At 70.9% G+C, this 20,724-nt stretch carries 13 protein-coding genes and 2 pseudogenes; 4 read left to right on the top strand and 11 right to left on the bottom strand.

What is annotated here, in order from left to right:
* Positions 1-81: 81 nt before the first annotated feature.
* Positions 82-686 (bottom strand): annotated as a pseudogene (locus tag KXC43_RS52100) (SDR family oxidoreductase).
* Positions 572-1,264: a hypothetical protein gene (locus KXC43_RS52095; protein WP_255646000.1), complete on the bottom strand. Its 693-nt coding sequence runs from the start codon at positions 1,262-1,264 to the stop codon at positions 572-574. Before KXC43_RS52095 ends, KXC43_RS52100 begins: the two are co-directional and overlap by 115 nt.
* A gap of 80 nt (positions 1,265-1,344) precedes the next feature.
* Here KXC43_RS52095 and KXC43_RS46075 point away from each other — a divergent pair, with 80 nt between their 5' ends.
* Positions 1,345-2,031 carry a helix-turn-helix transcriptional regulator gene (locus tag KXC43_RS46075; RefSeq protein ID WP_221382625.1) on the top strand — a complete coding sequence of 229 codons (687 nt, stop codon included), beginning with the start codon at positions 1,345-1,347 and terminating at the stop codon, positions 2,029-2,031.
* On the opposite strand, the gene KXC43_RS46070 is transcribed toward KXC43_RS46075, so the two are convergent.
* From KXC43_RS46070 to KXC43_RS46035, 8 genes and pseudogenes are all read right to left on the bottom strand, one after another.
* On the bottom strand, positions 2,021-3,295 hold the full coding sequence (locus tag KXC43_RS46070; RefSeq protein WP_221382624.1) for a serpin family protein: 1,275 nt from the start codon (positions 3,293-3,295) through the stop codon (positions 2,021-2,023). The genes KXC43_RS46075 and KXC43_RS46070 overlap by 11 nt on opposite strands.
* A 96-nt stretch (positions 3,296-3,391) precedes the next feature.
* Entirely contained in the window at positions 3,392-4,072 is a 681-nt protein-coding gene (locus KXC43_RS46065; RefSeq protein WP_221382623.1) for a TetR/AcrR family transcriptional regulator, read from the bottom strand.
* Between the two features lie 89 nt (positions 4,073-4,161).
* Positions 4,162-5,151: pseudogene (locus KXC43_RS46060) on the bottom strand (branched-chain amino acid ABC transporter permease); the annotation flags it as partial.
* Positions 5,148-6,020, bottom strand: coding sequence for a branched-chain amino acid ABC transporter permease (locus tag KXC43_RS46055; RefSeq protein WP_221382621.1), 873 nt, complete (start codon positions 6,018-6,020; stop codon positions 5,148-5,150). The gene KXC43_RS46055 and the pseudogene KXC43_RS46060, both read right to left, overlap by 4 nt.
* Positions 6,017-7,267: an ABC transporter substrate-binding protein gene (locus KXC43_RS46050; RefSeq protein WP_221382620.1), complete on the bottom strand. Its 1,251-nt coding sequence runs from the start codon at positions 7,265-7,267 to the stop codon at positions 6,017-6,019. Before KXC43_RS46050 ends, KXC43_RS46055 begins: the two co-directional genes overlap by 4 nt.
* A 19-nt stretch (positions 7,268-7,286) precedes the next feature.
* Entirely contained in the window at positions 7,287-7,979 is a 693-nt protein-coding gene (locus KXC43_RS46045) for an ABC transporter ATP-binding protein (protein ID WP_221382619.1), read from the bottom strand.
* Entirely contained in the window at positions 7,972-8,736 is a 765-nt protein-coding gene (locus tag KXC43_RS46040; protein WP_308129568.1) for an ABC transporter ATP-binding protein, read from the bottom strand. Before KXC43_RS46040 ends, KXC43_RS46045 begins: the two co-directional genes overlap by 8 nt.
* On the bottom strand, positions 8,733-10,364 hold the full coding sequence (locus tag KXC43_RS46035) for a tannase/feruloyl esterase family alpha/beta hydrolase (protein ID WP_221382618.1): 1,632 nt from the start codon (positions 10,362-10,364) through the stop codon (positions 8,733-8,735). Before KXC43_RS46035 ends, KXC43_RS46040 begins: the two co-directional genes overlap by 4 nt.
* A 265-nt stretch (positions 10,365-10,629) precedes the next feature.
* Here KXC43_RS46035 and KXC43_RS53110 point away from each other — a divergent pair, with 265 nt between their 5' ends.
* Together KXC43_RS53110 and KXC43_RS53105 are read left to right on the top strand one after the other, a co-directional pair.
* Positions 10,630-14,595 carry a CHAT domain-containing tetratricopeptide repeat protein gene (locus KXC43_RS53110; protein ID WP_221382617.1) on the top strand — a complete coding sequence of 1,322 codons (3,966 nt, stop codon included), beginning with the start codon at positions 10,630-10,632 and terminating at the stop codon, positions 14,593-14,595.
* The gene (locus KXC43_RS53105) at positions 14,565-17,102 is read left to right on the top strand and encodes a CHAT domain-containing protein (protein ID WP_221382616.1); all 2,538 of its coding nucleotides are present in this window, start codon (positions 14,565-14,567) and stop codon (positions 17,100-17,102) included. Before KXC43_RS53110 ends, KXC43_RS53105 begins: the two co-directional genes overlap by 31 nt.
* On the opposite strand, the gene KXC43_RS46020 is transcribed toward KXC43_RS53105, so the two are convergent.
* A complete protein-coding gene (locus tag KXC43_RS46020) occupies positions 17,090-18,487 on the bottom strand; it encodes a phosphorylase family protein (RefSeq protein WP_221382615.1) in 1,398 nt (465 codons plus the stop codon). The genes KXC43_RS53105 and KXC43_RS46020 overlap by 13 nt on opposite strands.
* 37 nt (positions 18,488-18,524) lie before the next feature.
* Between KXC43_RS46020 and KXC43_RS46015 the strand changes: the two genes are divergently transcribed.
* Positions 18,525-20,657, top strand: coding sequence for a CATRA conflict system CASPASE/TPR repeat-associated protein (locus tag KXC43_RS46015; protein WP_221382614.1), 2,133 nt, complete (start codon positions 18,525-18,527; stop codon positions 20,655-20,657).
* The last annotated feature ends 67 nt before the right edge of the window (positions 20,658-20,724 follow it).

Raw genomic sequence — 20,724 nt, 5'->3', positions numbered from 1 at the left:
TGTGACCGGCACCCTTACCTCCGCCTTGCCAACCCATGTGGACGGTGTGACGCCGACTACCGTACCCGCGACACCGCGTTGTCAACAGGCAACCCGTCGTTGCTGACCGAACGTGTCAGGGCGGCGTGCCCGTGTTCGCGGTGATTCGTACGGGCTCGTAACGCCCGTGGGAAGCGCCAAGGCTGTGCCGGAGCCCGTCACCATGTCTGGTCGGCGGCACGGATCATGATTACGTTGACCGCTGCCCGCCGGTCGCGCAGGACGATGTAGGCGACCGCATCGGCGACGTCGGTGGGATGCAGCGGCTCGAGGCCGCTGATCTGTCCCAGCGCTGTCTCGCGGATGTCGTCGTCCAGGTGTATCCCACTCCTCGATCGTCGCGTGCAGCGCGGTGCCCAGCAGCATGACGCCGGCGTTGTTGACCAGGATGTCCAGCCGCTGGAACCGCTCGACGGTGTCCTGAACGGCCTGGTACGCCTGCTCGGGGCCGGTGATGTCGGCCTCGAACGCCTCCGCCCGCCCTCGTCCGCGATTCCCCGGACCAACCGGCTCAACCGCTCGCGGCGGCCGTCTACCAGGGCCACCACCGCGCCCTCAGCGGCCAGGCGTCGGCCGGTGGCGGCGCCGATGCCACTGCTGGCGCCAGTAACCAGCGCGACCGCTCCGGACAGTGGTTTGGCGTCCATGCTCGGCCTCTCCTTCGAGTCGTGACTCGCGCGGAGTCCGGGATCACTCGATCCCGTTGCTCGATCCGCGATCGGGAAGAGAATCGCTCGGATCGACGATGTTCAATGACTTGGACGGGCTCCTCACGATCGCCGAACGGGTTACCTTCCGCCACCCGCTCGTTCGGTCGGCCGTCTACCGGGCGGCGGCACCGCCCGAGCGCCGGGCCGCTCACCTGGCCCTGGCCCAGGTAACCGACCGGCAAGACGCCGCCGACCGTCGCGCCCGGCACCTCGCCGCGGCCGCGGCCGTGCCGGACGAGGAGGTCGCCACCGAACTGGAGAGATCGGCCGCTCAGGCCCGGGCCCGGGGTGGGATCGCGGCGGCGGCCGCGTTCCTCCGGCGCGCGGTCGTCCTGACCGCCGACCCCCACCGGCGCACCGATCGGCTGCTTGCGGCCGCCGAGGCCTGCCTTCCGGCCGGCGACCTCGACGAGGTACGGCAACTGCTGCGAATCCTCGGCGAGCAACAGCCGGACGCGCTCGCCGCCGGGCGGGCCATGGCGTTGCGAGGACAGGTCGCCTTCGCGTCCGGCCATGGTCGCGAAGCCACGGAGCTGCTACTGGAACTGCCCTCGTCGCCGAGGCCGACACGGTTTCCAAGGCGATCGGCAGTCCGATGCCGCCCTATGCCCAGCTGCGGCTGCTCTCGCTCCAGGGGCGAGAGGCCGAGGCGGCCCAGATCATCGGCCCCACCATCACCAATTCGATCGCCGCCGGCTTCGGATTGGGGGTCATCGCGGCCAACTGGGCAGCGGCCGTCCTGTACAACGGACTGGTCCGGTATCCGGAGGCCCTGCGCGCCATTCAGTCCGGCGGAGACCTCTTCGACGCGAACCTCTCCGCCTGGGTTCTGCCGGAACTGGTGGAAGCCGCGGTTCGCGTAGGCGATTCCGGGGTGGTGCTCGATGCCCTGGCCCGGCTCGTCAAGGAGACTCAGCCGTTCGGTGACGCACGGGACCACCTGCGCAGGGCGTACGACATCTTCGTGACGATCGGGATGGAGGGGTTCGCCGAGCGCGCGCGCCGGGAGCTCATCGCCACCGGCGAGACCGTGCGGAGACGGGCGGTCGCGACGGCCGCCGACGTGGAGCTGACCCCTCAGGAGCGGCAGATCGCCCGGCTGGTCCGGGAGGGCTTCACCGACGCGGAGGTCGCGTCCCGGCTGTTCCTCAGCCCGCGCACCGTCGAGTGGCACTTGCGCAAGGTGCTCGGGAAGCTCGGCGTCACCTCCCGGCGCCAGTTGCGCGACGCGTTCCCGCCGCGCCCCTCCGCCGGAGATGACGTCGACCGGTCTACTGGGTGACCGAGGGGTCGTGGACCCGGCCGATGAACAGCGGCACGCCGCTGGACCTGTCGTGGATGACGTACAGGAACGGCCGGTCCACGAAGAAGTCCGGCCCGCTCGGGATCGACGGCGGCCGGACGATCACGGCCGACGCCGCAGCCGCCTCGGCGCCCTTCTCGTCGATCCCGATGAAGGTCTCGTGCACCACATCGTCGATCTTCAGGGACGGATCGGTGCTCATGCCGGTGAGGTCGGCCCGCGCGGTGAACGCGGTCGGCATGCCCAGCCCGCTCAGTGTGGAGCCCAGCTGGACCGGCAGCCGGAACGTCCACTTCGGCAAGCGCAAGCGGACGTCCCGGATCTGAAAGCCCAGCAGTAGGCTGCCCAGCCACGCCGCGTCGAGCTGCGCCTCGAGCGCGGCCAGTCCGAGCCGGGTCGGCATGACGACCGCCATGGCGAGGCTGCCGTCGGCGAACGGCACGTCGACCGCGCGCCAGCCGTCTGTTTCGAGGTAGCCCATCCGCTCGAACGGCCCCCGCATCAGCGGCACGTCGACGACCCGGCCGTCGTCGCGGGTGAACGGCGCCGTGGCGGTCGCGGGCACGGTGAACGGGTACCGCCACGGCGCCTTCAGGTAGATGGTGTTCGTCAGGATCAGTGTCGTGTCGGGGCTCACCGAACCGGATTGCAGCAACTCGGGAATCCTCGAGTTGGTCCGGTCCGACGCCCAGGCGTTGATCTCCTGACGGGCGTCCTCCGTCGCACCGCGGAAGTCGACCGGATGTGCCGCGGCACCGTAGTACCCCGCCAGGACGTCCTGGAAGGCCGGCCGCAGGGTGAGGTCGAGTCGCGTCCACAGGGCGTTGGCGGTGGTCAGCTTGGGCGCCTTGATGCCGTCGCCGTCCTGGTACCGGCCCGCCAGCAGCTGATCGACGGTGTTGAGCCCGTTGTCGAGGGCGGCAGGACGCGGTTGCGGCGCGTGCAGCACCGTGTCCATCTCGTCCGCCGTGGTGCTTCCGGCGCCGGCGCGCGTCATCGCCAACGCGAGCGCGACCGAGTACGGGGCGCACACCACGTTGCCGTCGGGGGACACCGCGGCCAGCGAGCGGTACAAATCCGCGGTGAAGCCACGGACGGCGGCCGCGGCGGCCGGCGCCGAAGCCGGATCGGGCGGTACGCGCCCGGAGCTCCCCGATGCGGCCCGCCGGCGCGCGTCAACGGGGGCGCCGAGGGCCGCTACGGCGAGCGGGACAGCCTGCAGGAGGGATCGACGCGAGACCATAGGGCGACGGTAGAACGGTCGTCTGCCGGCACGCCAGAGTTCGAGCCAATAAATCCAGAGTCATCGATATTGCGCGCTCGCAGCCCTTGACCCGGGTCAGGGCAGTTCCTCCGCGGCGTCCTTCAACGAGATCAGCACGCGGCGGGTCTGCGGCGTGTCGGGGAGCACCGCGAGAAGCAGGGGAGCGGTCGAGAACGCCGACTGGTGAACCATCATCCGGCGCACCCATTCCATGCCCGCCGCCAGTTCGGCTTCGGGGTCGGTCGTGCCGCCCTCGCGTACCCAGTTGCCGAGGGCCGATCGGTGGATCGCGTCGATGAGGGCGGCGATGGCCATCGGCTGGAACGGGGGCGCGTCGGGCGGGAGGTGATCGCGCAGGTACGACCGGGTCAGCGCCACGTACCGCTCGTGTTCGACGACCTCCCGTTTGCGCAACTCGGGCACGATACGCGTGAGTTTGTAGCGCCGGAGCACGAGTTCGGGCCGGCTGAGGAATTCATGCAGCGACTCCTCGGTGGCCGCGATGACGGCATCCACCGGATCCGTGCCTTCCGGAGCCGCCGCGAGACACCGCTCGACCAGCCCGAGGCGCTCGGTGTGGTCCGGGAATACCAGTTCGTCCTTGCTTTCGAAGTGCCGGAAAACGGTACGGCGGGACACGCTGGACGCCGCGGCAACGGCTTCGACCGTGACGTTCGCGTACCCCTCCTTCAGGAACAGGGCCATGGCCGTTTCCGAGATCCGGTACTTGGTGTCGAGTATTTTCCGCGAAGTCACCGACCGGTGCCCTCTCCTGACGTCGTGTGGCGCGAATTGCCGTCCGGCGAACTGTAACCCTGCCCAGCGCGTGCCGACGCACGCCGCAGCCGCCGGATGTTCCACCGATGGCGGACGGTTCCCCAGATTCCGCGGCGGAACAGCAGCACCACGAGGACGAAGACCGATCCGGTGATCAGGTCGATGCCGTGGAAGCCGGAGGAGGCGAGGTAATCGGCGAGCGTCACGGTCAGGAACGCGCCCACGATGCCACCCCACAGCGTGCCGATACCACCGAGAACCGTCATCAGCACGACGTCGCCCGAGGTGGTCCAGTGCAGTTCGGTCAGCGCGACGAATCCGTGGTTGATGGCGAACACACCACCGGCCAGACCGGTCAGCCCGGCGGAGAGCACGAAGGCGACAGCCTTGTATTTGTCGGCGTCGTAGCCGAGCGCCCGGGCGCGCGGCGTGTTGTCGCGGATCGACACCAGGACTCGTCCGAACGGTGAGTGCACGATCCGCCACGCCGCCCACATGCCGAACAGCAGGATCGGCAGGGCCGCGTAATAGAAATAGAACGACTCGGTCTCCACCAGCTCGATGCCGAAGAACGACCGGGGTACGCCTTGCAGCCCGTTCTCGCCGCCCGTCAGGTCGCTCCACTGATAGCCGATGAAGTAGACCATCTGCGCGAAGGCGAGGGTGACCATCGCGAAGTAGATTCCGGAGCGGCGCACCGACACGTACCCGATGGGAAGCGCGAGAATCATCGCGAAGACTGCGCCACCGATGACGGCCACCGGGAACGGCACGCCGTAGTGCGTGGCGATCAGGCCGGTCACATACGCCGAACTGCCCCAGAACGCCGCGTGCCCGAAGGAGAGCAGGCCGGTGAAGCCGAGCAGGATGTCCAGGGCGATCGCGAACAGCGCCAGCGCCACGATGTCCATCGCCACCGGCGGATAGATGAACCAGGGCAGCGCCAGCGCCGCCACCAGGCCGACAGCCAGCAGAATCCACCGCAGCCTCGGGTTGCTCGCGGTCACGGGGGCGTCGGCCCCGGCCGGCGGGGCCTCTCTGATCACGGAGTGAGTCATGTTGTCGCCTCCTGGCGTCCGAACAACCCGGCCGGCCTGATCAGGATGACCAGGGCCATGAGGACGAAGATGAGGATCTGCGCGAACGTCGGGGCGTACGCCTGGCCGAAGGCCTCGACCAGGCCGACGAGGAAGCCCGCGACCACCGCGCCGACGATCGACCCGAGGCCGCCGATGACCACGACCGCGAACAGAATGATCGCGAAGTTGTTGCCCATGTCGGCGGTGATCGCCCGGAACGGCGCGGCGAGCACACCGGCCAGGCCGGCGAGCGCGACGCCGAAGCCGAAGACCGGCGTCACCCAGCGTCCCACGTTGATGCCCAGGGCCCGGGCGAGCTCAGGCTTCTCGGTCGCCGCCCGGACGATCATGCCGATCCGGGTCCGCGTCATCATCAGCCAGACGAGCACACACAACGCGATCGAGAAGAACAGAACGAACAGCTGGTAGCGCGGCAGCACCACGCCGGCCAGATCGATGCGTCCCTGCAGCCCGCTCGGCAGTCGGTACGGCAGCCCGGAGACGCCGTACTGCTGCTTGACCAGCTCGACCAGGACCAGCGTGAGCCCGAAGGTGAGCAGCAGGTTGTAGAGCGGATCGAGCCGGAGCAGCCACTGGACGAGCAGCCGCTCCACCACGACGCCGAACAGGAACATCAGCACCGGCACCACCAGCAGCGACCACCACAGCGTGAGATCCAGGGTGTCGAGCAGAACCGCCGTGGCGACCGCTCCGAGCATGTAGAACGCGCCGTGCGCGAAGTTCACCACGCCCAGGACCCCGAAGATGACCGCCAGCCCCAGCGCGGCCAACGCGTAGAAGCTGCCGGCCGCCAGCCCTTGTACGGCGTACTGAAGGAGCGCGCTCATGGCTTCATCGAGCAGCCGGACGCCTCGGCCGGCGGGAATCCCTCGGCCGCCGGAATCTTGGTCACGATCTCCTCGTAGTCCCAGGCCTCCTTCACGTCGGCCGGCTTCTTGACGCGGGCGAGGTTGGCGTCGTGGACGACGGAGTGGTCCTTGGCGCGGATCTCGCCGTTGCGCAGAAACACGTCGTTGACCTTCTTGCCCTCGAGGTTCGCGACCACCGCGTCGGCGTCGTCGGTGCCCACCGCCTGGACCGCCTCCAGGTATTGCAGCGCAGCGGAGTAGTTGCCGGCGTGTTCGAAGCTCGGGCGGGCCCCGGTCTCGGCCAGGAACCGGTCGGCCCAGGCGCGTGCCTCGGCGTCCATGTTCCAGTACCAGGGGTCGGTGAACAGCGTGCCGGCGAACTGCTCCACGCCCAGCGAGTGGATGTCGTTGATGAGCATCAGCCCGACGGCCAGCTCGACGCCCTTGTCCTTCAGCCCCGACTCGTTGAACTGTTTGACCAGGTTGATCAGGTCACCGCCGGCGTGCATCGTGCCGATCACATCGGGATTGCTGCTGCCCGCCTTGGTGAGGAAGGTCGCGAAGTTCTCGTTCGGGAACGGCGTCGGGATGGTCTCCTGAACCGTGCCACCCGCCTTCGTGACCGCATCGGTGAAGGACTTGGTCATGTTCTGCCCGAACTCGTAATCGGGGAAGAGGATCGTCCACTTCTTGCCACCGTCCCGGGTGACCGTCGTGCCGGTGCCGTTGGCGAGCAGGTAGGTGTTGTACGCCCACTGGAACGTGTACTTGTTGCACTGGGCGCCGGTCAGCGCGGTGGTCGCCGCGCTGACGTCGAGGAACAGCTTCTTGTGGTTCTTCGCCTGGTTGGCGACGGCCAGGGCGGCGGACGAGGTCGGCACGTCCAGGATGACGTCCGCGCCACCACGCTCGTACAGCTCGGAAGCCTTGGTGTTGGCGATGTCGGGCTTGTTCTGGTGGTCGGTCGAGGTCACCTCGATCTCTTGGACGACGGCCTTGTCCCCGTACTTCGCCCGGAAGTCGGCAACGGCCATCTTGACCGCCTTGACGGAGTTAGGGCCCGACGCGTCCTTGTAGATACCGGACTGGTCGTTGAGGACCGCCAGCACCAGCTTGTCTCCGGTGAAATCGCCGCCCGAACTCCCGGGTCCGCCACCGCCGCAGGCGCTCAGCAGCAGTGTCACCGTCAAGGCTGAGGCGCCGGCCCATTTCCGCGTGCTCTCCATGGTGTACTCCCCAGTCGGGTTAGATGCCGAGGTGTTTGAGTAGGTCGCCCTCGCGGCGCCGGAACTCGTCGTTGTCGAGGGTCTCGACGATGCGGCCCTGGCTGAGCAGGTAGTGCCGGTCGGCCACAGTGGCGGCGAACTTGACGTTCTGCTCGATCAGCAGCACGCCGGCGCCGGTGGCCTTGATCTCGCGGATGATCGCCCCGATCCGCGCCACGACCACCGGGGCCAAGCCTTCCGAGGGCTCGTCCATGAGCAGCAGACGGGCGCCGGTCCGCAGCACCCGGGCGATGGCCAGCATCTGCTGCTCCCCGCCGGAGAGCGTGGTGCCGGGCGCCTTACGGCGCTCGGCGAGCACGGGAAAGGCCTCATAGACCTGCTGCAGCGTCCAGGCCCGGTCGGAGACCGTGGGCGGCAGCAACAGGTTCTCCTCCACCGTGAGGCCGGCGTAGATGCCGCGGTCGTCCTGGACCCAGCCCATGCCGGCTCGGGCTCTGCGGTGCGCCGGCAGGCCGGTGATGTCGCGGCCGTGCAGACGCACGGTGCCGCCGGCCTGCCGGTGCAGTCCGATCAAGCACCGCACCAGGGTGGTCTTGCCGGCGCCGTTGCGGCCGGCCAGCGAGACGACCTCGCCCTCGTTCACGCGAACGTCCACCCCGTGCAGCGCCTGCGCCTGGCCGTACCACGCCGTCAGTCCGGTGACCTCAAGCATGTTCGGCCTCACCCAGGTACGCGGTGATCACCCGTTCGTCCCGGCGGACCTCGTCGTAGCCGCCCTCGGCCAAGATCTTGCCCTGCTGCAGCACGGTCACCCGGTCGGCCAGGCTGCCGACGACGTGCATGTTGTGGTCGACGAACACCACGGTGCGACCGGAAGCGAGGCGACGGACCAGCTCGATCGTGCGGTCCACATCCTCGATCCCCATCCCGGCCGTCGGCTCATCGAGCAGCATCACCGGTGGGTCCAGCGCCAGCACCAGGGCCAGCTCCAACGCGCGCTTCTGCCCGTACGCGAGAAGTCCGGCCTGCTTGTCCGCCAGCGACATCAGTCCCACCTGCGCGAGCAGTTCGTCCACGCGGGCTCGGTGCCGGCCGAGCAGTTTCTCCGACCGCCAGAACCGGAAACCCTGCCGGCTGTGCCCCTGAAGAGCGAGTTCCACGTGCTCGCGGCATGTCAGGGTGTCGAAGAGGCTGGTGATCTGGAACGACCGGGCCACGCCCCGGCGTGCGACCCGTTCGGGCGGCAGACCGGTGACGTCCTCGTCGAACACCGTGATCGTCCCGGACGTCGGGGCGAGGAAGCCGGTCAGCAGGTTGAACAACGTGGTCTTGCCCGCGCCGTTGGGGCCGACCAGCGCGTGCACGCTGCCCTCGCGAACCTCCAGGTCGACCGCATCGACCGCACGGAAACCCCGGAAAACCTTGGTCAGGGCCCGGGTACGGATCGCCACCCGGCCGCCCGGCGTCACGCGGTCCCCTGGGCACACCCGAAGCTCTGGGCACGCGCGGGATCACCCGAGCGATATCTCGGCCAGCCCGGGTACTCGCAGAGCGGACGTGTTCGTCCATCCCTGGGGTCCTGCACCACCGGCCGGGCCGGCGGCTGTCCGTCCTGCACCCAGCGTTCCAGGGCGGAGAGCGAGTCCCAGGTGGCGGCGAACGCGGGTGCGCCGAAGTTGGCGTGATTCGCGCCCGGCGCCACGTAGTACCGCATGAACGCGTTGGTCTGCCGTGCGCCGACCGTGGCCAGCACGCGTCGGTAATAGTCGTTCGTGGACCGGTGGGAGACCAGTTCGTCCGCGGAGCCGTGCATCAGAATCAGTCGTCCGCCGGCCCGCGCGAAGGGTCGGAGGTTCACGTTGTTGCGGTCCTGGACGGTGGAGAGATAGCTGATCCTCGGGAGCCACTTCCCGGGTCGCCGCGGATCCACGTCCAGGGAGTTGTAGCTGGGATCTCTGGTCAGGAAGTGCTTCACCCACTGATCCCAGTACTGGAACCCGTACGCGCTGGTCGTCGGCATGGGGTTGGCGGGCGCGGTGGTGCCGAATCCGAGATACGGCGTCCTCATGTCGGCGCCCGAGAGGAACGGAAATCCGGGGTAGTGCCGCTCGCCGCTGGCGATCCGGTACGGCCAGCGGAACGGTGTGGACGCTGCCGTCACCGAGGCGATCTGCGGGTCGGAGAGGCAGGTGGGCCCGGTGTCGGCGCCGGCCGGGCAGCGGAGCACCCGGAGGTCGAAGCGGCAGCCGCCGAGATTCGAGATGATTCTGTCCTCGACACCGTCGCGTCCGTCGCAGGCCGCCATGACGCTGTTGTAGAGCAGGGTCTGCTTGGCCGGTCCCGGGAACGCGCCGGGCCGGGACATCACGTGCGCCAGGTATCCGAGGTCCAGGATTTCGGCCGCGTTGTTCCAGGCCGGGTAGGCGGAGATGACGCCGTCGAACGCGTCCGGCCACCGCTGTGCGACGACCAGAGCCTCGCGTCCGCCGGTCGAGCCGCCCGCGAAATATGTCCGGCCGGGTCCGGCGCCATAGCCACGGCGGACGAGGTACAGGGCGGCGTCGTGGGTCTTCCTGAGCGCATCGCCGGCGGCGAAGTTCCGCAGGGCCTCGTCGTTGCGGCCGAAGGACCCGTCCAGGGACCCGGCAGGCCCGGCCTGATGCCCGGAATCGCTGGCGTACGTCGCATATCCCCGAGCCAGGGGAGTTGGCGAATCGGGACGTCCGAACGGCACGTTCTGGGCGATGTCGGGGATCGTGCCGTTGTAGCCGCCGCCGCCGAACATCATCGTGTTGCGGTTCCAGCCGACGGGCATCCCGAGCTGCAGCCTGATGTCCGGAGCGGACGGGTCCTTCGGGAAGAGCGACGCGCTCACGCTGCAGTACTCAACGGTCCGGCCGCTCACCACCCGGGTCACCAGGGATGCGGAGTCGACGCGGCCGCCGCGGGTCGGCAGGCTGATCGCCGCCGGCGGAATCGCCGTTCCCGCCAGTTCCGCGCACCTCGGCGCCGTGCTCTCCGTGGCCGCGGCCGGGCTCGGCCCGAAGACGACCGTCGCACTCACCACCGCGGTCACGAGTGCCAGCATTCGACTCATTTGCGAACCTCCAAAAGAGCACGCTGTGCCGCCGATGCCTGGAAGCGCGGCACTGAGTGCCATTGACTGTGCCATGGGTCACATTCGACCCGCAAGGGAAATGCCGAGGTAATGTCCGCAAAGGACTGTCGATCTTGAGCTATGCGTCGGGGTCCCTTGACCCGCGGGCCACCCATGACCGCGTTGGCGGGCGGTTACCCTCGTCAGGGTGGCTGGATGGCCATCCACGCCAGCGTCCAGTAGAGATGAACGGGTGCATGGCGACGTGACCGATGAAGCGGCCGAGTTGACCCTTCAGGCCGTCGCGTTGCTCCAAGGTGGCGGGCTGGACCGGCAGAGGATGGACTCGGCTGTCGCCATGCTCCGCCGGGCCTCGGCGGCGACACCGGCGAACAGTCCGCATCACGCCGGCCGGCTGACCAATCTCAGCGGGGCGTTGCACAGCCGATACCTGATGTTCGGCGAGGCCGACGACTTGACGGAATGCGTGACGTTCGGCCGGGCCGCGGCCGAAGCCGCCGATCCGGACAGCGAGGCCTTTGCCATCTGCCAGACGAATCTGGCCGCCTGCCTGCGGCTGCGGTTCGACCGGTGGAACGTGCCCGTCGATCTCGACGACTCGATCGAGGCCGGCCGGGCGGCCGTGGGCGCCACTGGCGAGTCCGGACCACAGCTGGCCGTCCGCTTGTCCAACCTCGCGAACGGTTTGCGGACCCGAGGCGAGGAGAGCGGCGGCGCGGAGGACATCCGGCAAGCGGCCGCGTACGCCGTCGAGGCGTATGAGCATTGCCCCGACGGGCACCCGAGCCGCGCCGCGATCGCCTCGAACGTCAGCATGTCGTTGTACGCCCGATACCGGTGGACGGGCGACGTGGACGACCTGCAGTCGGCCGTCACGGCGGGCCGTGACTGCCTCGCTGCCGCTCCGGCGGATTCGCGGGCCGGGGCGATCCGCCGGTCGAACACCGGCCTCATGATCCGTGACCTGGGGCGGCGGCTCGGCCGAGCCGACCTGTGCGACGAGGCGGTGACGATGACCGAGCACGCCGTGCGGCTGGTGGCGCGTCACGGAGTCGAGCACGAAGCGAACCTCACGATGGTGCGGCAGAGCGCCGGCCTGGCCCGGCTCGCGCGCTTCGACCTGACCGGACAACCGGACGACCTCGAGTCGGGAGTGCGGTGGGCACGGGATGCCGTCGCGGCGGCGACGATCGGCACGCCGGCCGCCCGGGCCTGGCATCACCTGTGTAACGCCCTGCAGACGCGGGCCGAGTGGCTCGGTGACCCGGAGCAGGAAGCCGGCGCCGGGCCGGACGCCGCGATAGAGGCCGGCGAGACGGCAGTGCGGATGGCCGGCGACCGGTACCCGGAACAGGCGACGCTTCTCAGCACCCTCAGCGCGGCCTATCGGCTTCGCTTCGAGATACACGGGCGCGCGGCGGACGTCGTACGGGCGGTCGACCTGTCCCGGACCGCTCTCGAGAAGGCTGCGGACGGTCGTTCCGCTGCACGTCGATCGGCGCTGTCCTGCCTGGGGGTCGCCCTGCAGTCCCGGTTCAAGGCGAACGGATCGGCTGACGACATCGGCGAGGCGGTGACCGTCCTCCGCACGGCGCATGCCATCGAGGACGGCTCGGCCGCGGTCACCGCGCGGCACAATCTTGCCTCTGCCCTCCTGCGATGCTTCGACATCGACCGGGATCCGGCGATGCTCGACGAGAGCATCGGCCTGGCCGTCGCCGCGGCCGACGAGACAGCGCCAGGGGAGCGCTGGCGGCCTGCCCGGCTCACGACGCTGAGCATGGCCCTACGGACCCGGGCCGAACTCACCGGGAACCGCGGCGACGCGGACCGGGCCGTGGCGATCGCCCGCCAAGCCTGGCGGAGCGCCTTCGAGGGCGAACCACGCCACGCGGCTCTGGCCGGTCTGGCGGTCACCCTGCAGACCAGGTACGGGCTGACCGTCTCCCTGCCCGATCTCGACGAGGCGATCCGGGTCGGATGGGAGGTCCTCGACGCTGTTCCCCCCGGGCATGCGGACCGGCCCGGTCACCTCAGCAACCAGGGCAGCGCACTGCACGACCGCTTCAGCGCGCGGAGTGTCGCTGCCGACCTGGACGCGGCCGTCGACTGCCTGCGGGCAGCCGTGGCGGCCGAGCTCACGCGGGCACCGGACCGGCCGGGCCGCCTCGGCAACCTGTCCTCGGCGCTGCGCGAGCGCTACGCCCTGACCGGCGACGAGGACGACCTCGCGGACGCCGTCACCGCCGCCCGCCAGGCGCTGGCGGACACCCCGCCCGGTCATCAGGACCGGCCGCGCTACCAGGAACTGCTGGGACTGGCCTTGGAGTATGCGGGTGACCTGGACGAGGCCCGTACGCTGCTGGCCGCCGCGGTCCACGACAGCGGTACCGCCGGCGACCGCATCATCCGGTTGTCCAATCAAGGCGGCCTGCTGTTGCGCGTCTGGGAACGTACGGGCTCGGTTGCCGACCTCGACGGGGCGATCCGGGCGGCACGTGAGGCGACCGCCGGCAGCCGCCCGGACGATCCGTACCGCCTGACCTACTTGTCCAATACCGGCGCAGCCCTGCACCGGCGATACGACGCCACCGGCGACAGCGCCGACCGGGCAGCCGCGATCGAGGCGTACCGGGAGGTGGCGGGCAGCACGATCGCCCCGGCCGCGGTCCGTGCTGCCGCCGCCCGGGGAGAGGCAATGCTCGCGGCCGACCAGCAGGACTGGTCCGGCGCTGCGGCGGCCGCCCGGACCTCGCTGGAACTCGCCGGACGCACCGCTGACCGGGCGCTGAGCCGGGCCGACCAGGAGCGGCTGCTGGCACCCGGCCAGGGCCTCGCCTCGCTCGCCGCCGCCTGCGCGCTCAACGACGCCGCCCCCGAGACAGCGCTCGAGCTCCTCGAGGCCGGGCGCGGCGTGCTGCTCAGCCAACTGCTGGACCTGCGGGCCGACGTGGGCGACGTGGGCCTCGACCGGCCCGATCTCGCCACCCGGTTCGCCGAACTGCGCGACCGGCTGGACACCGCCGCGCCGGCCGAGGCTGCTCCCGCGCCCCGGTCCAGCAGCCCGGTCACCGGTCTCGCAGCGGTGCGGGCGGCCGAGGGCCGGCGTGCGCTCACCGAGGAGCTCGACCGGGTCATCGAGGAGATCCGGACCGTCCCGGGCCACGAGCGGTTCCTGATGCTGCCGACCGGGCCGGAACTGCGCCGCGCCGCCGCGGACGGTCCGATCGTGCTGCTGAACGTCCATCGGCTCCGGTCGGACGCCCTGATCGTGCACCCCGGTGGGGTGACGCCAGTGCCGTTGCCCGCGGTCACACCGGCTGCGGTGGCCGAGCAGACCCGGCGTCTTCTGACCGCGGTCGGGGTGCTGCCCCGCGACGACCCGATGGGCGCCCGCGAGGCGGAGGACGAGGTGGCCGGCGTGCTGGCCTGGCTGCGCGACGCGATCGCCGAAGCGGTGCTCGCAGCCCTCGGGTCGCTTCCCCGGCGGCTGTGGTGGTGCCCGGTCGGGTCGCTGTCCTACCTCCCGCTGCACGCGGCCGTTCTGGACCAGGTGGTATCCAGTTACACGCCGACGGTCCGGGCGCTGATCAGGGCGCGCTCCGCGTCACCGGACACCGCGCCGCGCCGGCTGGCCGCGGTGGCCATGCCGCGTACTCCCGACGCGACACCACTGCGGCACGTAGCCGCCGAAGCTGCCGCGGTCGCCCGCCACTTCCCCGGCACGCACACCGTCCTCACCGGGCCGGCGGCGACCCACCGGCCCGTCGTCGCGGCGCTGAGCCGGGCGACCTGGGCACACCTCGCCTGCCACGCCGTCAGCGATCTGGCCGAGCCGTCGCGCAGCCGGCTGCTCCTGCACGACCATCGGGAGGCGCCGCTGACCGTGCTGGACGTCATCCGGCTTCGCCTGACCGGCGCCGAACTCGCCTACCTCTCGGCGTGCTCCACGTCGCTCACCGGTCCGGCGCTGCCCGACGAGGCGATCCATCTGGCCTCGGCGTTCCAACTGGCGGGCTACCGGCACGTGATCGGCACCCTGTGGCCGGTCGGCGACCGGGTGGCCCGGCGCACTGCCGAGGCCGTGTACTCGGCCATCGACAAGCCCGGTGATTGCGCGTACGCCCTGCACGCCGCCAGCCTCGCCGCCCGGGCGCGCCGGCCCGGATCGCCCACCTGGTGGGCGGCTACGACGCACTTCGGCGCCTGACCGTGGCGGACGACGATGCGCTCGAAGCGTGGCACGCGGCTGCCGCCCTTGTCGACCGGCACGAGCTGGCCGCGGCGGCCGAGCTGCTCAGCCCCTACGTACAGCGCACCGATCTGCGGCCACGCACCCGGGCCCGCATCCTGCTGGAGTGGAACTGGCTGCTGGCGGCCCGCTCTCGCTACAAGGAGGCCGCCGCCGGCTACGACGAGACGATCGCGCTCACCGCGCCGGACGACCTCTGGGACCTGCACACGGAGGCGCTGCTGGAAGCCGGGATCCTGGCTCGTAACGAGGGCCGGCTCGACGATGCGGACCAGTTCCTGGCCGGAGCCACCGGGGTTGCGGCCGGCCACGGCGACTGGTTGCGGGCCGGACAGTCGCTGGCGCAGCGGGCCGCGGTCGCGCATCAGCGGTACCGCTTCCTGGAGGCTCGGGAACACCTCGTGGAGCTGGCGGCGCTGCTCCAGCGATGCCCGCCCTCGGACCGGACCGATCAGCTGCGCGCCGATCTGTGCCACCGGGCGGCGGTCTCCGCCCGTATCGCCCGCGATTTCGATCAGGCCCGGGAACTGCTCGGTGAGGCGCGGGACCGGTATGCCGCGCTGGGCCGCCGGATCGGGACGGCCAACGCCGACCGGGAACTGGGCGCGGTGCTGGAACAGGTGGGCGACGAGGCGGGCGCTCGCCGGGCGTACGGGCAGGCCTTCGTCGCCTACCTGCGGGCCGGCCGTCGGCTGGGCGCGGCTCACGCGGCGCGGCGCCTCGGCCAGATGCGGCTGTTGTCGGTCCCGGAAGATGCCGCCGCCGCTGGTTACACAAGGCGTCGTCTCGAGCAGGCGCTGCGCCTCGGCGACGGCGAGCCGGGCAACCGCATGCTGTGTGAGCTTTACCTGGCCCGGCTCGACCGCCTGACCGGTGACCTGGACGCCGCGGAGCGCCGGCTCGCCGTTCTGCCGTACGACCAAGCGGCTGCCCGTGACCTCTCCCAAGCCGCGCTCGAGTGGGCCATGGTCGCCCGGGACCGGGGCGACCGCACGTCCGCGATCGAGTACCTGAGCCAAGCGCTGCTGCCGCTGGACGCCGACCGGGACCCGAGCGCCGCCTCGATCGCGCACTACCAGCTGGCGTATCAGTTGATCCTCGACGACCGGGTGACGGAGGCGCTGGAGCATGCCGTGGCGGCCTTCACCGCAGCCGAACGGGCCGGGCGACGGCTCGCCGATCCGGACCATCGTGAGACCTTCTACCGCGACCAGCGGCAGGCCTACATTCTGGCCATGCACTGCGCGGCCCGAGCCGGCGACGGCGCCACCGCGTTCACGGTGGCGACGGCGGCCCGGGCCGAGGCCCTGTCGGCATTCGTGCGCAGCGGCGCCCGGCTCAGCGACGACCTGCGTGACCTGGTCGAGGCGATCACCCTGGCCCGCGGGACACCCGAGCTGGCAGGCCTCTACCAGCGCCTGGAACGGGCGACCACGGCCGAGCTGCGGCGGGCGGTCACTCCGGAAGCGGCCGGCCTCGCCGAGACGGTCACCGCGCTGCCGTCCGGCGGACACGCGCTGATCCTGGACGTGTTGGAGGACGAGACCACCATCTGCAGCCGGATCTGGTTGCCGCCGGACGGCGTCCCGTGGGTCGACGAGGTCCGGCTGTCCGGCGACGTGCGGCGGTGGCTGGACCGCTATCACGCCGCCGAGCCCGGCCTGGCGGTCGAGCGGCAGGACGACCAGCTGACCGCGCTCGGCGATGCGATCATTCCGCCCGGTCTGGCCGCCGCGTTGAGCGCCGGGCCGGCGCCGCCACTGGTGGTGTCGACCGGCGGGTTGCTCGGGCCGGTGCCGGTGGCCGCGGTGCGTGTCGGATCGCGCTACCTGGCGGAGCTGGCCCGGGTGGTCGCGGTGCCGGCGATCACGCTGTGGACCTCGATCCGGTCACGATCGCCGCGGACGGGCACGGGGTTCGACGCATACCTGGACCCGGGCCTGCCCGGCACCCGGCGCGAACGGGACCGGCTGGTGCGGGCCTTCCCACAAGTCCGTCTGCTCGGCCGCGGGCAGGTGCGAGACGCCCTGCGGGAGGCGAGTGGCCGAGCCGGAATCATGCTCAGCGTGCACGGCACGGCCGGCGGCGGGCTGAGCCAGTCTCTGCTGCTGGCCCCGGACGACCCGCTGACCGCGGCGGAGCTGCTCACCTGCCGGTTGCCGGAGGCGGTGATGATGCCGGCGTGCTGGGCGGGCCGGCTCGATCTGCGGACGGCGGTGGAGCCGCTGGGCCTGCCCACCGCCGCCCTGCTGGCCGGGGCACGCTGGGTGCTGGCCGGAACGGTGGACATCGGCGGCACCACGACCGCATCCCTGCTCGGCGCGTTCTATCAGCGCTTGGCAGCCGGCGCCACCCCGGTCGACGCACTGCGCGCGGCGCAACTCGGCTACCTGAGCCGACGCCGGGGCGTGCCGCCGAGCCTGTGGGCCGGGCTCACCATCGTGGGTGACGGCTACGCCGGCTGAAGGAACACACTGTCCGTCAGGCATTCGGTGACAACGGCCTGCTCCGAGCGGGTGTAGCCGAGGAAGTAGACGGCCCGCAACACAGTCGAGGGTCGTGCGGCCAGGTGGTCGATCGTGGCGATCGTCATGGCGGCCACGGTGGCGGTGACGTCACCGTGGCCGCTGGCCACACCGAGCAGCGGGAACAGGACGCTTTCCAGGCCCAGGCCCTCCGCCAGGGCCAGCGCGTTGGTCACGCACGCGCCGACGTCGCGCACCTGCCGGAAACCCGCGCCCGGCTCGCCCTGCACCGAGGCGACATGGATGAGCGCCCGGACGTTGTGGCTCTCGGCCAGCGCCCCCGGACCGGTGACGAACGCGGCACCCGGCATGACCGGCCGGCGCGACTCGACCTGTGCCGCCAGTTCCCGGGCGATGGTGTCCTCGACGACCCGCCCGCTTCCATCGCGCCGGGCGCCCCAATAGCGGACGATGCCGGAGATGGTGAACTCGGCCGCCCGGGACATCTCCATGTCTGTGTTCTCGCTGCTCACCCAGGCGTCGGCGAACCGGACGCGGCGGATGTCGCCGGCCACCACACCCAGCCGGCACGCGGATCGGCGCGGCGGTGCCAGTGCGAACATTCGCACCTCCTCCGGGTCGGCCTCCATGGGCTGGTCGTCGTTCGAGCGGTCGGGCAGCGGCCGGCGCCGCAGCACGGCCAGGGCGAATTGCGCCGCGGCCTCGGCCGCGTACTCGTGCCAGGCGTCGTCCTTGGCCGCGTCGGCTTTGTCACTGACTGCCTTCACCAGAAGAAAAGCGGCATCGCTGCGGTAGGACGCAGTGGCTACGCCGAGCCCCTCCATCTCGACACCGATGGTCTTGGGCCAGGCGCTGCTCAACTCGGCCAGGGCAGCGGCGTCGACGATGACCTTTTCTCCGCTGAGGATCGTGCCGACATGCGCGCGGGGCTGTGTGCCAGTCCCGGCGGGCCGCACCGTCCGGATGAACGGCGCCCACTCGTCCGGTTCGACCTCCTGAGCGGCGGCGAGCAGGGCGAACGACGGTCGGTGCACATCCGGGCGCTGGTGCAGGCCGGTCAGGTCGCGGCGGCCGGGCTCGTAGCCGACGATGGTGTCGGCCACCAGCACGTCGCCGAGTTGGAGGGCCGGGGCCCGGGGTGCGCCGCCGGCGATACCAACCAGCAGGACGGCGGCAGGTCGCAAGGTGTCGATGACCTGTTGTGCGCCGGCTGCGGCGCCGGCGTTGCCCATGCCGGCCAGGCAACGGGCCGCCACCCGGTAGCGGCCGACCCGGCCGCCGAGGCCGAGCACCCGCAGGACGGCGCGGTGCTCGACGGGCAGCGCGGTGAGCACGACGACGTCCACTACCGGTGTACTCGACACCCTTCCACCGTGCCACACCCCGATAAACTGTCCACTGATGATTCCTCTGGACGCGGTGGACGTCGCGGACGCGCTCGACGGGCTCAGCGACGTGCCCGAATGGCGGCTGCCGGCCTCCGACTGGGACGACATCGCCGAGGTTCTGCAGGCGATGACCGACGCCCGGGCGCCCGAGGATTTCGCCGAGGCGACTGCTGACCTGGAACTCGCCAGCCCGAGGCGGTACACGCCGCTCGGCTCGACCCCGCTGGTCGGGCCTCCTCCTCGGGTGACCCTGCTGCGCGATCGTCTGTTCCGCACGCTGTCCGACCTCGATCTGCCGCCGGCGCCGGAACTGCCGCCGCGGCCCGACGCCACGACCGAAGGACTGCTCACGCACTACCTTGTGGTGCACGTGTTCGCGTCGGCGACCGACGCCGCCTACCCGAGGCTGCGCCGGCTGTGGGACGGCTGCGGGGCGGTCTTCGGGACCAACCAGCCGATCGACGAGCTCCACCTGCCCATCGCTCTGCCGGCGGCGATCCCCACCGGCACGACGATCGCTGCTCGCCGATCCGACCACGTCCAAGCCATCGTGCGCCGCGAGCACGACACGCTGGTGTTGTCCGTGGCAGCCAAAGCACCCGGGGTCACCTGGGCCCAGTTGGCGTCACGCTGGCAGCAAGTCGCTGCCCGCGGCGAGGACGGCCCGCTGATCGGCGTGGTCACGATCTTCGCCGGCACGGTTGAGACGTCACCGGACCTCGCGATCGGAGCCGTTGTCGGAGCACTTCCGGCGACGGTCGATGACTTCTGGCGCGCCGAGAGCAACGAGATCGGACCGTGCACGCTCTGGGAACTGCCGCCGTTCGTCGACGGACGACGGCGGCGGCTGGTCACGCTGGCCGGTCCGGGCCGAGAGCCCGAGCTCAGTGCGTTGATCTGGTCGCGCGGGGACGCGGAACTGGCTCCGCTGACCAGGTATCTGCTCAGTGCGGCCAAAGGACACTACGAACGCCGAGTTCTCGACGAGACCGCTCTCGAGCTCACCGATCCGTCCTGGATCGAAGCCCTTTCCGATGCGGCCGCCATCGCCGGCGAGAACATGGCCCAGTCCCTGGTTGCCGCCGGAGGGCCGGCCGATCCGCGGACCGGGCCGCTCAGCGCCGACTTCCGCGCCGTCACGACGATGCAACGGCAGATCGACCTCGACCGACGACACACAGCACGCAGCCGGGCCCACGCCGCCACATACGACGGACAGCCGACCATCGGGCTGGTCACCGCGCTGCCGCAGGAGTTCGCCGCGATGAGCGCACTGCTCGACAACCCGGCCGACAAACCGATCAAGGGCGACCGCGCCATGTACAGGTTGGGCACCCTGCCGAGCGCAGACCCCAACCGGCCGCACGAAGTGGTGCTCACCCTGCTCGCCGAGACCGGCAACGATGCCGCGGCGTACGGCGGAGCCCACCTGGTCCGCAGCTTCCCCTCCGTCGACCACCTCGTCATGGTGGGCATCGCGGCGGGCGTGCCCCGGACCGCCGACCCCGCCCGCCACGTCCGGCTGGGCGACATCGTCGTCGCCGGCTGGGACATCGTCGACTTCGACCACATCGTGGATCGGCCGGGCGGTCCGGAGCGCCGGCAGGACTTCCCGCGCCGATCGGATCTGCTGGCGGGGCGGGTGAAACTTCTCGTTTCCGGCGAGATCCTGGGCTGCACGCCGTGGGACGCTCATCTCGACCGGTTGATCGAGAAGCATTCGGTGTTCTCCCGACCGGCGGCCGATACCGATGTGGTGTATTCCGGCGACGACGACTTCGCCGAACCAGTACCGCATCCCGACCTCGAGCTCAGCGGGCACCGCCCCGGCCGGCCCAAGGTGCACGAGGGCCAGATCGGCAGCTCGGACCGTTCGATGCGCAACGCGTCCGCCCGCGACGAGTTCGCCCGGCAACACAACCTGGTGGCGATCGAGATGGAAGGCAAGGGCATCGGCCGGGCCGGGCACGCCGACGGCCGGGACTGGTTCGTCGTCCGCGGCATCAGCGACTACGGCGATCGCTGGACGAACAACGTGTGGCGTCCCTACGCGTCCGCGGCCGCCGCGGCATACGTGCGAGCCCTGCTCGAAGTCTGCCCGCCGCTCGACCCGCACGGCGGTCACACCGGCGGCGCCCGGCCGTGACCGCGCCGACCGACACGGTGCGTGCCCGCCTGCGGCGCTGTGTGGACGGGAGACGACGACGCCGTTC

Origin of the sequence: Paractinoplanes polyasparticus (genome assembly GCF_019710575.1) — a bacterium.
In the GTDB taxonomy this organism is placed as follows: domain Bacteria; phylum Actinomycetota; class Actinomycetes; order Mycobacteriales; family Micromonosporaceae; genus Actinoplanes; species Actinoplanes polyasparticus.
Note: the sequence above shows the minus strand (reverse complement) of the source record. Positions and strands in the feature narration are given on the sequence as shown.